This window comes from Desulfogranum japonicum DSM 18378 (genome assembly GCF_000429945.1).
Taxonomy (GTDB): Bacteria; Desulfobacterota; Desulfobulbia; order Desulfobulbales; family Desulfobulbaceae; genus Desulfogranum; species Desulfogranum japonicum.
Genome location: NZ_AUCV01000003.1, coordinates 132,718 through 146,752, shown reverse-complemented (window position 1 = coordinate 146,752; position 14,035 = coordinate 132,718). Strand labels below are relative to the sequence as shown.

Sequence of the window (14,035 nt, the reverse complement as noted above, 5' to 3'; positions counted from 1 at the left end):
AGGAACCATATCCATGCCTTCGATTCTTCTCATCAGCGATATTCACGGTAATTTCCCTGCTCTTCAAGCTATCTGCACCCAGCATCCACCAGAACAGTTCGCCCATATCTGCAACACCGGTGATTGTACGGTCTATGCACCATACCCAAATCAGACTCTGGACTGGCTCAGAACATATCAGGCCATTTCCATTCGTGGCAACACCGATGATAAAATCATCAGGTTACTCAAAGGTCAAACATTTAAAAAGCCTGGAAAAAAAGAAAAAAGGATCATGTACACCTCTACTGCAGAAAGCCTGACATCTGAAAACTCAGCCTATCTGCTGCACCTTAAAAAAAAGCAGGTACTGAAGCTGGGATCATATTCCCTGGGCCTGTTCCATGGCAGTCCTGCAGATCACGAAGAATTTCTTTTTGACAATACCCCGGAAAAACGATTTCAGGAGATAGCCTCAACCTGCAAATACGATATCATTGTTACCGGTCACTCCCATACACCATATCATAAAATTATTTCCGGGATTCATTTCATAAACCCCGGCTCAGTGGGCAGGATGTTTGACGGCAACCCGGCAGCTTCCTATGCTGTACTGACCATTGATGAACAAGCCAGGCAAAAGATCCAGGTGCAGCATTTCCGTTGCCATTACAACACCGAGGAAGTGGTTAACGAACTGTCACGAATGAAACTTCCTGAAATATATGGAATAATGTTTAAACAGGGTAAAAAATTAAACTGACTTCATACCCCTTTGCACCGAGCGGCATATGCTTCGGCAATTCGCTGCTCCACATAGGTCAGTTCCTTCTCATTATACTCTTCAAGGTCGAAACAGACCGCATCTTGGCCGAGTAATCCGCCGGGAACAAATGCACCTTTCTCTTCGGCATCATGAATCATGGCACCATAAAAACACACAGAAAGCCACCGGGGAGAATCCTCAATGACGTCCACCATTACAAACAGGGTATTATCTGGGTCGTTTTCCAGCACTCCACGCAAAGAGTAGGTTACCCCCGGTCTCGGAAAAAATGTCAGCGCGGCCTTTTCCAGGGTCTGCATGTATGTATACAAGCGTTCAAAGGCCTTTTTGTTTCCCTCTGCGCTCTCCTCCCAATTTTCCACAAAGCTTGCCAACTCCTGTTGTGCTGTTGTCATGTGATTCTCCTCAGCAATATTTACGATATCATTTTCTTCACACAGGTATATAACTGATTTCATAGACATTTCACAGAACATCTCGAGATTAACACAAAAGAATCGCTACATCCTTGTTTTAATGGCAAAAAATCCTGTACAATGAAACAGGGTCGAAGAAGAAGCACATTATCTGATATCTTTCGCCAATTTTGGATAGTTGGCATTTTCCGCGACTCTAAAACGGTATGCAACCTCAAACAGGCAAGTATCACCCTCACTTTGCAACTTAACCTATGGTCGCGGTATGGGAGAAAAGAAGAAAAAGAAAAATGACTGCACGGCAAACGATATCAAGCTAGCTGAAGGTACAGCCCTCAGAAATATGGACGCCGAGGAGAGTGATAAACGGGTGCCGGTCTGGATAAAAAAAGCACACCTTGCATACGAAGAAGAACTGCGGAAAATGCAGGTAGAACTCATGAAGCTGCAGCGGCATATCAAGAATCAAGCCATGCGGGTCCTGGTTATTTTTGAAGGCCGTGACGCTGCCGGAAAAGGCGGTACTATTAAACGCATAACCGCCTTTCTCAATCCCAGAAACGCACGCGTAGTTGCCCTTGCTGCACCAAGTGACAAGGAAGTGACCCAGTGGTATTTTCAACGCTATGTCACACAACTGCCAGCAGGCGGGGAACTGGTCCTGTTTGATCGCAGCTGGTACAACAGGGCCATGGTGGAACCGGTTATGGGATTCTGCACGGACGAACAGCACAAAAGGTTTCTGAAAGATGTGCCGCTCTTTGAAGAAATGCTCGTCAAAGATGGTATAAAACTTTTTAAATTTTATTTTTCCGTCTCAAAAGATGAGCAAGCGAAACGCTTCGATGCAAGAAAAACAGATATCCTCAAACAGTACAAACTCTCCCCGGTGGATAATCTGGCACAGAAACTGTGGGATGAATATACAGTGAAAAAATTTCAGATGCTCAATGAGTCCAACCGCACACTCACGCCATGGACGATCATCCGTTCAGATGTGAAAAAGAATGCACGAATCAACTGTATGAAAGTCATACTTTCATCCCTTGATTACGAGGATAAAATCCCGTCCCAGGATTTAGAACCTGATCCGCAAATTGTCATCTCAGGTATTGATGAAATCAAACACATGGAAAAAAACCTTTTCAACCCTGAAAGTTTAAGGGGATAACCCTCTCTGGGTATGGGAAACATGACTGTGCTTGATTTCCTGAATATGCCTTAATCTGAGAAGAAATAGCAGTTCGCCGACAGACTCCTAGCTTTTCCCTTTGGATTTTTTCTTTTTGTTTTTTTTGGATCTGTCTGATTTTTTCTTCTTCTCTTTTTTCTCCTTTTGTTTTTTCCCCTCGCTTTTCTTCTCTTTCTTTGATTTCTCAGAGGAAGAGGTTTTCTTTTTCAGTTTCTTCTTTTTTTGGGGCCCCACACTCTCAGAACCAGTGAGGTCCTGTTCCTGATATCCCACATCAGCCTGACGACTTTTGTCACAACCAGTCTTCTGCTTTCCAGCAACATGTTCTTCATCAGAGTTTTCTGAAAGAAGCTTTTGTGCAGCAGCTATGATCAGTTCAGCCCTCGCTGCCCCGAATCCAGGAACGGCAGAGAGCAATTCAACACTTGCAGCAGCAAGCGTTTCCACGTTGTCGTACCCGTATTGTGCAAGTATTTGCGCTGTATGGGGGCCAATACCAGTAACTTCTGTGATCTGCATCTCGTCCTCCGTTCCTCATCCAGGGATTTAGGACGACGGAAAAAATACATTATCCAATCTTACGGGTTTCTCAGCTCATTGATATAACTCTTTCAACGAATCAATACGGCCAATATGGAATTATTGAAACGGTCATGAGAATAAGCCGATATCCTTCGCAATTTTTGGATAATTATTATTTTCCACGCCCTTTATGTTTTTCAGCATCGCCTACAGTTATGAAGTAAGTGCAAGTAAGGAATCGCCTGTCCTGAAATCAGCTGCCCGGTACATCTTGTGTCACCAGGCTTTCATGGTAACTTCCCAGAGGGAAGCCATCAAATATCTGACAGGAAATAGTCCTTTTTACAACTTGATACATTATTCAATGATACCATCGGATATACTGAAACAGGAAAGACTTTTTATAAAACATGTGGCCCCCTCTTTTTGAACTTCAAACTCAAACCATACCTTTTCAGTTTACGAAATATGGTTGCCTGGCTTAAGCCAGTGGCCAGTGACGCCTCCCGCAGGGTAGTGCATCGCTGGGTACAATGTTCCAGCATATTTCTTTCATAACGCTCTATTTCAGCCGAAAAATCAATGGGAAATTCACACGGTTTCACTTGGAGGGATGTTGTTTGTGAACGTACTGTAGACGCTAATTTTGAAGCCAGATACTGATCGATTTCCCCTTGCTCACAAAGAACCACAGCTTCCTTTAAAATATTCTGCAACTCCCTGGTATTACCGGGATAAGTATATTCCTGAAGGAGTTGCATCCCTGTTTTTCTCACAACCTTATCAGTATTGTATTTCTGATTATATTCAGTCAAGAACAGGGTGGTAAGCTCAAAAATATCTTCTGGCCTTTCCCGTAATGGTGGAATTTTGATGGTAAAAGTACTCAGCCTGTGAAACAAATCCTGCCTGAATAATCTGTCTGCTACCTGTTTCATAAGGTCAAGGTTAGTGGCAGCAATAAGCTGACAGTCTATTTTTCTGGTCGCAGTCCCTCCAAGGCGCATAATCTCAAATGTATCAAGATAGGTAAGCAGCTTTGCCTGCAACATGAGCGGCATCTCACCTATCTCATCCAGGAACAAGGTTCCTTGATGAGCAAGCTCAAAAAGACCGGCTTTTCCCTGTTCTTTTGCTCCGGTAAATGCACCCTGCTCATACCCGAACAATTCAGCTTCGAGCAAGCTTTCAGGCAATGCAGCACAGTTTATATGAATATATGGTTTTCCAGCTCTGGTACTGTTGTTATGGATAAACCTGCTCATCACCCCCTTTCCTGTGCCAGATTCACCAAGAATCAATATGCTGGAAGCATCAATCTTGGAGAGTTTCAGGGCTACCTTAAAAATTTGCCGCATTTCTTTATTCTCAGCGACTATATTCTGCTGTTCAAGTTCCGTGAGATACTGGGAAGCTAGAGCTTTTTTAGCTTTTTCCGCTTCACGCCTGCTTTCCTCCAACTCTTTCTGCAGCCGGTTAATCCTGGTCACATCACGCTCATTGACCACTACCAGAACCATGTTCCCCTGATCATCAAATACAGGGTTTCCTGTAGCTATAATATATCTGCCCGTTGAACGTACATACTGCATCATGCTGGTCTGCTTTCTGGTGCGAATCACCTCTGGGGTTATATTAATATCAACAATATGGTCTTTTCTTATTATTGATACATGCTTGCCGATGAAATCCTTTGCCCTGATATTATTCAACTTTTCCGATTCTTTATTAATCGCAAGTATCTTTCCCGCTGCATCGCAGACCCATATCCCGTCAGATGCATTATCAAAAATGGCCTGCATCTGTGAATACATATTTTGAATTGAACGTAATTTCTTTGCAGCATGCTCTACGCGACCACTCTGCTCAATTTGTATGATACTCTTCCCTGTTTCCCCATTACCTACATTAACAGGGCTGACGTGAACAAGAAGACCCCCGGCTACTTTGGTCTCCAGTAACCCAAATGCAGAACGCTCCAGATGAAGAGAATTGACGATTTCTTCGCCACAAACAGGAAACAGCAGCATAATCTCCGTGCCAACAAGACTGCCGAATGCAGAACCGAACAACTCCAGTGCTCTCCTATTGGCTAGAGTGACAACACCATGTCTGTTAACCAGCAAAATGCCGCTACTTATATGCTCAACAATCTCTTTATAAACGTTGTTTTCCACCCGCCCTCCTTTCCAACGTCTTTTTTGGATTGACTCGTTCTCGCTCAGCTTTCACTGTTTTTCATAAATGAAAAATAAGAAGTAAAACTTAGTAAAAAACCGCAATAAATACATTTCAAATTTGAAAAAAATATTTGTAACGTTTTTTCAACATGCTGGCTAGGATTTTTTCATAATTGAAATTTTTCCACCTACAGTAATTCTCCTCACCCCATCCAGAAACAAAAAAAGTGTGTATTTTCAATAAATTATCAACAAAGACAATGGGCATCATTCTTGCTTTTAAGCGAAGGAAAGACGGTTGAATTTGCCCAAAACAACCTGACGTCATACATAACAAGTAACATCATGATGTTATTTTGTTTTTCTGCACAATGAACCATGAACCTGGGATTCTATCCTCTTTCAACCTCATAACAATGATACGAATGGATAGAGGACTGTCTTCATGGATATTACCAGAACCAAGGACAGCGCTTGTCCAGCCGAATGCCAGGGAGGATAGTATGCAGTGTGTACCAGTGTATAAAAATTGTATTTCTCAAGGCAGTACCATTATCTCCGATGCAGAAAATCTTGGCCTTGACCCCAAGAAACTCTACAGCGTGGTCGTAGATTTGTCGTCGGAAGGACTTTACACAGCTCACTGCATCAATATGGCTGCAGGAATTCTTCTTGAAGATTTAAGGCTTCCCCGCTATTTTTTTGAAAACATCAGTAAGATAACTTTGAGCAACCTGCTTACAGCCATTGCCTCGTCGTTAAAAGTTATTGAGGGTGAAGTGCGGCTTAATGGCAATGTTGCCCAGGTTCATTTCGAAGAGGAGTCCTCGCCAAAAAGTCAGCAGATCTGGATAGCCACCGAAGAAAGCCGGCAAAATATGGAGGAGATGCTGGAAGATTTACTCTGTGGCCGCCGAAGGGAATACTACAGCAGTGGGAAATACCATACGTATATAATCAAACCTGAACGCATTTCTGACTTTCCCGATGATGCTTTTACAGATTCGCCCTTCCTTTTTTCCGTAGCAGGCTATTCACCCATACCAGAAGTTACGAAAAAACGGTACCATAAATTTCTTTTAGATTCAGACCAATCAACCATTCCTGTCATAGGGATTAACACCTTGCAGGAAAGCGAGGAAACAAGGTTCATGTTCTATTCGGACTTTGCTTCTCCCCAGCTCCCTGTACTGCGAAAACTTCTTTCAAGTCACGGCCTGCTTCTCACAAGGGCATACTGGGAACCAGTAAAAACACAGGATACCGTACCAGCCTCAATATGTACGTTGTATGTGGAAGGGGAATTGAACCATGAACAGAAAATGTCAATCACAGCTGATTTACGTGATTTTCTTTCCTACTCTGTCGATCCTGTACAACATCTTTTTCTACAGGACAAGGTGACATTCCATGAAATGCTTTTTGCAGGCAACTGTGTGGATTTTACCCATCTTTTTATTTTCAAAGAAACCGAAAATAGTACGGATCAAGAGATACTCGCCAATTTAACAAGCAAAGACCAACGGGAAGCTTTTGCACGGAGAGTGCAGGGAGCAAACAGAAGTACCTATGGAACACCGATAATCAGGGAAGCACTCTGCAGATATCCGGATCTCATAAAATTCCTCTACTCCTGCTTTGAACAAAAATTTTCCCCTCTGAAAAAGGACAACATACTGCCTGAGGCAATGGAGGAAAAACATCTGGAGTACGAGAAACTCATAACTCGCAGATTTCTCAATTATCCCGTTGGCTATGAAATCATGGCCTTTATGTTTAAAATCATAACCAGCACCCTGAAAACCAACTTTTATAAATTGGAAAAAAGATCTTTTTCCTTCAGGTTTGACAATAGCGTTCTGGATCCACTGGTATATCGACAGGTTGTCCACGGCGTTTTTTATGTCAATGGTCATTACGCGAGTGGAACGCATCTTCGTGCAGCCGATATCGCCAGAGGTGGGTTGCGTCTGATCCGTGTTTCCCATTCCAATTACGATGAAGAGCTGGACAACGCCTTGCTGCTGAATTACGCATTGGGGCCAATGGCCCAACGCATGAAACATAAAGATATCTGCGAGAGCGGCTCCAAGGGAGTGGTACTGCCTCTTCCCCAGTATGCAGAAAAAAGCAGGGAAGCACTCAATGACTATACCGAAGGTATAATGGACCTGGTTATTCCTCATGATGCTGTTATTGATTATCTGGGGCAACAGGAAATGGTATTCTTTGGCCCGGATGAAGGCACTGCACTCCTTATGGACGACGTGGCCTTTCATGCCCGTGATAAGGGCTACCCTCACTGGCGAACGCTGACAACAGGCAAAAGTTTCGGCATCCCCCATGATACCTACGGTATTCTTAGCGATGGCCGGCTGTTTGGTCTTTTTGACCGAGGACGGCAAGGGGTTGAGTTGCAGATAGACGGCAAAAGTATTGTCATCACGAATGACATGCAAAGTATCCATGCGGAGATTGGTAACGATATCGAATTGTCGGGGATGACCACATGTTCCATTATGAGCTCGTTTCGTACATTGATCGCAAGCCATGGTGAAGAGGAGGAGAACCTCAACCTGATGATTACCGGAGGTCCTGACGGTGATCTGGGTGCAAACCAGATACAGTGCTATAAAGGTAACATCTGTCTGATTATCGACGGTGGATCGGTGCTCTTTGATCCCCTTGGTCTGGATAAAGAAGCATTAAGAAAAATAGCATTCTCGCGCAATTCATCACCTCGCTCAAACACCCTGGCCTTTCCCAGAGAAAAACTCAGCGAGGCAGGATTCTTGGTCCCGAGAAACGGGCAGAATATACCGCTTCCAGATGGCACGATGGTTGAGGACGGAGCAATTTTTCACAAGACATTTCTGTACGATCCGACCAACAGGAAATACATTCAACAGGCAAATATCAGGGCGTTTATTCCCTGCGGTGGTCTGAAAGATACTATCAACAATGCAAACGTGAAAAATTTCCTGAGTGTATTCAAAGAATTACAATTTATCGTAGAAGGCGCCAACGTCTTTTTTGATGACTCTTCAAGACGTTATATTGCCAGTGCAACAGATATAAAACAGATAAAAGACTCCACAGCCAACAAAGGCGGGGTTTTCAGTTCTTCCATAGCAGAGGTGTTGCCAGCTTTCCTGCTTGGCGATACCTATGAAAGCCAGCTGCTCCACGATACAAACACGCGCTGGATGTTGATCCGTAATGTGCTGCTTCAGGTAAAAAAATATGCAGCCATGGAAACCAGTCTCCTGCTTGACCTGCATAAAGCAGATTCCTCAGTACCCTTGTCTGAACTTTCAGAACTAAGCAGTGAAAAAATATTTGCTCTACAAGATCTTCTGGAGAAAGATATTCAGGAAATATGTAATGACGTACCTCTTACAAGGGCTATACTAGAAGCCTATATTCCTTCCGTACTTCGCAAAAAGTTGGGAATGGAGAACATAATGGAGTTGCTGAACAAAAACCATCTCCAGCCGTACCGCAATGCTATCATTACTAAAAAGGCCGCTTCAACAGCCTACTACATGCATGGTAACAGTTGGGATACTTTTCTAAGTGTATATAAACAAAATAAGAATGCAGCTTTACACGCAGTTTTTGATGTGAAGTGAAAAACAGGCGACCATGGAAACCCATGATCGCCTGTACTGGGCTTTATGCCAAAGTACCACAGCATTTCTTGTATTTTTTGCCCGAACCGCAGGGGCAGGGAGCGTTTCTTCCAACCTTGGGCTCGTTCCGTCTCTGCGGTGATCCTGCGTCTTCTACGGGTTTGGCTGCAGCAAGCTTGGCCTGCTGGAGTTCCAGCTCACGTTGACGGCGACGCTCTTCTTCCATCTGTTCAATTTCATCATTCTGGATGATTTTAACGCGCATGAGCGTGCCCACGGTCTGCTGTTTTACAGACTCAATCATGGACATGAACATCTCAAACCCTTCTCGTTTGTATTCATTCAAAGGATTTTTCTGCCCATATCCGCGCAAACCGATACCCTCTTTCAAATGATCCATGTGGAGGAGATGCTCTTTCCACAGACTATCAACAACCTGAAGGAGAATCATGCGCTCCAGCTGGCGCATCTGCTCCTTACCATTTGTTTCTCTCTGGCGTTCATACCAGGTATCCACATCTGAACGCAGTTTTTCCTGGAATTTTTCGGTATCTAGTCCTTTACGTTCCTCTTCTGTCCAGTCAAGCTTGATGAAGAAAGTTTCTTCAACAGCATTCTCAAGCCCCTGCCAGTCCCATTCTTCCGATGGAGTTTTCTCCTCTGCAAAACGTCCGGTCAGCCCTTCAACAAGATCGATGATCATATCATCGACAATATCGAAAACATCATCCTGCTCCAGAACTTCCCGGCGTTGTTTATAAATAACCTCACGCTGTTTGTTCATTACATCATCATACTCAAGCAGATGCTTTCGAATATCAAAGTTATGCCCTTCAACTTTACGCTGGGCATTTTCGATGGCTTTGGAAACCATGGAATGTTCTATGGGTTCATCTTCCTCCATCCCAAGTTTATCCATGATAGAACTAAGGCGGTCTGAGCCGAAAATACGCAGGAGATCATCTTCCAGGGAAAGAAAGAAACGGGAACTCCCGGGATCACCCTGGCGGCCTGAACGTCCGCGCAACTGATTGTCAATACGCCTGCTCTCATGCCGGCTGGTACCAAGGATATGCAGGCCCCCAAGTTCGCGAACGCCCTCACCCAGCTTGATATCAGTACCGCGGCCTGCCATATTGGTTGCAATGGTTACTTTGCCTTGCTGGCCCGCATCGGCAATAATCTCGGCTTCACGCTCATGATGTTTGGCATTCAGCACTTCGTGGGGAATTTTTTCTTTATCAAGCATCCGAGATATTTTTTCCGACACATCAATGGAAATTGTTCCCACAAGGATTGGCTGGCCCTTCTCGTGGAGTTCCCGTATTTCCTTGACAATATTACGATATTTCGCATTATGATTTTTATAGATAACATCCGCGTAATCCTTGCGGACCATAGGCCTGTGGGTTGGTATCACCACGACGTCAAGATCGTAGATTTTCTTGAACTCCATGGCCTCGGTATCGGCGGTACCTGTCATACCGGCGAGTTTATCATACATCCGAAAATAATTTTGAAAGGTGATGGAAGCCAGTGTCTGATTTTCCTTTTCGATTTGAACCCCTTCCTTGGCTTCCAGGGCCTGATGCAGGCCATCAGAATAACGCCGCCCCTCCATGGTTCTGCCGGTAAACTCATCAACTATGACCACCTTGCCATTTTTAACGATGTAGTCAACATCCCGTTGAAAGAGGAAATGCGCTTTCAATGCCTGATTGACATGATGTAGCTGATTAATGTTTCTAGGATCGTACAGATTCTCAACACCGAGCAACTCCTCACCGAGCAACACACCTTCGTCTGTAAGCATCACCTGCCTGGCTTTTTCATCTTTGGTGTAGTGCTCTTCTATCTGAAAATTATGCATAATGGAGTCGACATGCTGATACAACTCCGTTGTCTGCTCTGCTGGTCCTGAAATGATAAGCGGTGTTCTGGCTTCATCAATAAGAATCGAATCGACCTCGTCAACTATGGCGTAATTGAATTTTCGCTGACAGTAATCTTTCAGGTCAAACTTCATGTTATCCCTGAGATAATCAAAGCCGAACTCATTGTTGGTTCCATAAGTTACATCGGCATCATAGGCTTCTTTGCGCTCTGCATCGTTCATATCGTGCAGAATACATCCCGTGGTCAATCCGAGAAAACGATACAACTGGCCCATCCATTCGACATCTCGCTTTGCCAGATAGTCGTTTACGGTTACGACATGTACGCCTTTTCCACTAAGGGCATTGAGATAAACAGGAGCTGTCGACGTCAGGGTTTTCCCCTCACCTGTTTTCATTTCTGCAATGTTGCCGCCATGGAGAACCATCCCGCCTACCAGCTGAACATCGTAATGGCGTTCGCCCAGAACCCTTTTACCAGCCTCACGTACCACTGCAAAAGCTTCGGGCAACAGTTGATCCAGACTTTCGCCCTTATCAACCCTATTTCGAAACTCAACCGTTTTTGCGGCAAGTTCTGCGTCACTCAATCCTTCCACTGAAGGTTCAAGGTCGGTGATTTTTTGCACCGTTTGACGCAACTGTTTTACAATTCTATCATTTTTACTGCCAAACACCTTTGTGAGCGCTTTGCCAAGCATATTTTCTCTCCAGATATGAAGCCCTGTACCTCAATATATCATCGTGATCACACAGAAAAAGCCGAAAAAACTTTCGCAGCCCCAGGCCCCGGACATGGGCTGAGCATTGAAAAGGTATAGCCTGTATATATTCTGATGAAAACGATCTTACGATTTTAATGATATTGTTCGAATGAGCGCATCTTCGTCACAGTCAGGGAACTTGGAACAATGAATGCAATCACTCCAGATTTTATGGGGAAGTTCCTGTTTGTCTATATCATTAAAGCCCAATTTTCTAAAAAATCCAGCCCGATACGTAAAAACAAAAACTTATGATATTTCAATGCTTTCTGCCTCAATGAGGCACGACTGAACCAACTCTCTGCCGATTCCACTGCCCTGTTTTTCACCTATTACAGCCAGGGAACGAACTTCTGCAAGATCGTCCCAACAGATGTGCAACGCACAGATACCCTTGATCAGTTCATCTTTTACGCATACGATACAATCCCGCAGGTTATCATATAACGAGCTGACAGACCGGGACAACATCAAGCCTTGTACAGCAAAGGCTTGTAATAAAGAGTGAATCTCCCGCACATCACTCGTGCGAGCGGGACGAATCCTACCTTGTCGACCTCTCATTCTGCAAGCACAATCAGGTTCTACTCCGCTTTGGCGAAGTTACACTTTCATTCCATGGAATACGACCACAGTCGTACGCCCTATTTATTCATGGTCCGACTTTACAGGACGTTTTCTGTCACGGGGTTTCACTGTACCAACATTTGTGGATGAAACACTGTCTCGAACCGATTGTACAGAAGTGACTTTTTTTACCCCTGATGAGGGAAACAAAATGGTTTGCCCCGCCCAGACACCGAGAAAAAACATCCAGAGAAAAAGACAAAGCGTTACAACAACCACTCCGGCAAGACCTGACCAGCCAAGCTGAAAAGAAAACGGTTTCCCGCTGTTTTTTGTGGTTTTCTTCTTTGCTGGTTGTGTTTTGCGGGCAGCCATTGTGGCTACATCCGTTCCGGTGCCTGGATTCCAAGCAGGTTCAAGCCATTTCTGATTACCACCTTCACGGCAGCGCAAAGACTCAAACGTGCCCGACAAAGCTCAGCATCATCACCCAACACTTTGTGTTTATTGTAAAAACTATGGAATTGCCCTGCAAGCTCCATCAGGTAAAAAATAATTCTGTGGGGAGCAAGGTCTTCAGCTGCTCCACTGACCAGTTGCGGATAGTCAGCCATAATTTTCAAAAGTGCATACTCTTCCGGTTCTGTTAACAAAGAGAGGTCTGCATCCTTGTGCTCGATCTTCTGCTCCATTGCTTCTCTGCCGATACTGCACAGCCTGGCGTGTGCATATTGCACATAATACACCGGGTTCTCCTGATTTTGTTTTTTTGCCAAATCAAGGTCGAACTCCAACTGGCTGTCAGGTTTGCGCATCAGGAAGAAAAAGCGAAGAGCATCTCCGCCGACCTCATCAACAAGCTCATCCACTGTAACAAAGGTGGCCTTGCGTGTAGACATCTTTACCTGCTTTCCATCGCGAAGCAGGGTTACAAACTGGTACAGAACAACGGTTATCAGAGAATCATCGTACCCCAGGGCACGAACACCGGCAAGCACATCGGGTACGGTGGCAATATGATCAGATCCGAATACGTTGATCATCCATGAAAAATCTCTACGAAACTTCTCGCGGTGATAGGCAATATCCGGCAGACGATACGTTGGCTCTCCACTACTTTTGATGATTACCCGGTCCTGTTCCAGACCCAACTCTGAAGTCTTGAACCAGGTGGCGTCATCTTTTTCATACACCAGCCCCTGGCTGCGCAGGCACTTGACCACATCCTCTATCTGACCTGTCTCGTAAAGTGTATGCTCATTAAAATAACTGTCAAAACGGATATCTATACGCTTCAGAGTTGCATCAATGTCTGCAAAGATTGCTTCCTGTGCTTTCTTCTTGAATACGTCCAACTCTCCATCACACAAAGCATCCCCTGATTCTTCGACCATGGAGCGGGCAATATCATATATATATTCTCCCTGGTAACCGTCTTCAGGAAAATCTGCAGGTTTTCCCAGAAGTTCGCAGTATCTGGCTTTGGTCGACTGTCCCAAGACACGCATTTGACGCCCGGCATCATTAAAATAATACTCCCGGTGCACATCATGCCCAACGCTTTCAAGCAGACGAGCAATGGCGTCACCGAGTATTGCGTTGCGACCATGGCCTACGGAAAGCGGCCCCGTAGGATTGGCACTGACAAACTCAACCAGTACCCTTTTCTTTTCATTCACAGGAGGCGGACCAAACGATGTGTCCTGAGTACATATTGGCTCGATGACTGTTGCCCAGACAGAAGGGTTTAAAAAAACATTTACAAAACCTGGACCAGCTATTTCCAGACGTTCAACCAGATCGCCTTCTGAACCGGCACATTCAATAAACTGAGTGGCCAGCTCCCTGGGATTACGCTTTTCTATACCAGCGGCTACCATGGCGAAATTTGTGGAGAAATCACCTTGTCCTTTATGCTTTGGAATTTCTACGCTGTATTTTCCTCGAAGTTTTTCACTCCACAACCCTTGGGCAATCCCAGCCTCTACACAGCCATCAACAAACTTTTGAACTTTTGATTTAATCATTTTCTCTTTCTATTTCACAGGTTGTGTTCATAAAAAAACATAGCACCGGGCAAATATCGAACAAACCCAAGGTA

The 14,035-nt window shown here is 44.6% G+C and carries 10 protein-coding genes; 3 read left to right on the top strand and 7 right to left on the bottom strand.

Going from position 1 to position 14,035, the window contains the following annotated elements; all coding sequences use genetic code 11:
* Positions 1-13: 13 nt before the first annotated feature.
* Complete coding sequence (locus G493_RS0103840; RefSeq protein ID WP_028579311.1) at positions 14-742, top strand: metallophosphoesterase family protein; 729 nt, start codon at positions 14-16, stop codon at positions 740-742.
* Between the two features lie 2 nt (positions 743-744).
* On the opposite strand, the gene G493_RS0103835 is transcribed toward G493_RS0103840, so the two are convergent.
* Positions 745-1,161: a hypothetical protein gene (locus G493_RS0103835; protein ID WP_028579310.1), complete on the bottom strand. Its 417-nt coding sequence runs from the start codon at positions 1,159-1,161 to the stop codon at positions 745-747.
* Between the two features lie 286 nt (positions 1,162-1,447).
* Here G493_RS0103835 and ppk2 point away from each other — a divergent pair, with 286 nt between their 5' ends.
* Positions 1,448-2,353 (top strand): polyphosphate kinase 2, encoded by a 906-nt coding sequence (gene ppk2, locus G493_RS0103830; protein ID WP_028579309.1) that lies wholly within the window; start codon positions 1,448-1,450, stop codon positions 2,351-2,353.
* Between the two features lie 87 nt (positions 2,354-2,440).
* On the opposite strand, the gene G493_RS0103825 is transcribed toward ppk2, so the two are convergent.
* Both G493_RS0103825 and G493_RS27685 read right to left on the bottom strand, forming a co-directional pair.
* Positions 2,441-2,893: a helix-hairpin-helix domain-containing protein gene (locus tag G493_RS0103825; protein ID WP_028579308.1), complete on the bottom strand. Its 453-nt coding sequence runs from the start codon at positions 2,891-2,893 to the stop codon at positions 2,441-2,443.
* 404 nt (positions 2,894-3,297) lie between these two features.
* The gene (locus tag G493_RS27685) at positions 3,298-5,073 is read right to left on the bottom strand and encodes a sigma 54-interacting transcriptional regulator (protein WP_051308992.1); all 1,776 of its coding nucleotides are present in this window, start codon (positions 5,071-5,073) and stop codon (positions 3,298-3,300) included.
* 506 nt (positions 5,074-5,579) lie between these two features.
* Between G493_RS27685 and G493_RS0103810 the strand changes: the two genes are divergently transcribed.
* Entirely contained in the window at positions 5,580-8,708 is a 3,129-nt protein-coding gene (locus tag G493_RS0103810) for an NAD-glutamate dehydrogenase domain-containing protein (protein WP_028579307.1), read from the top strand.
* A 43-nt stretch (positions 8,709-8,751) separates the two neighbouring features.
* Here G493_RS0103810 and secA read toward each other — a convergent pair whose 3' ends face one another.
* From secA to argS, 4 genes are all read right to left on the bottom strand, one after another.
* Positions 8,752-11,304, bottom strand: coding sequence for a preprotein translocase subunit SecA (gene secA / locus G493_RS0103805; RefSeq protein ID WP_028579306.1), 2,553 nt, complete (start codon positions 11,302-11,304; stop codon positions 8,752-8,754).
* Positions 11,305-11,616: 312 nt separating this feature from the next.
* On the bottom strand, positions 11,617-11,931 hold the full coding sequence (locus G493_RS27680) for a GNAT family N-acetyltransferase (RefSeq protein ID WP_232363710.1): 315 nt from the start codon (positions 11,929-11,931) through the stop codon (positions 11,617-11,619).
* 84 nt (positions 11,932-12,015) lie between these two features.
* The gene (locus tag G493_RS0103795) at positions 12,016-12,309 is read right to left on the bottom strand and encodes a hypothetical protein (RefSeq protein ID WP_028579305.1); all 294 of its coding nucleotides are present in this window, start codon (positions 12,307-12,309) and stop codon (positions 12,016-12,018) included.
* Positions 12,310-12,314: 5 nt separating this feature from the next.
* On the bottom strand, positions 12,315-13,961 hold the full coding sequence (argS, locus tag G493_RS0103790) for an arginine--tRNA ligase (protein ID WP_028579304.1): 1,647 nt from the start codon (positions 13,959-13,961) through the stop codon (positions 12,315-12,317).
* Positions 13,962-14,035 lie beyond the last annotated feature (74 nt).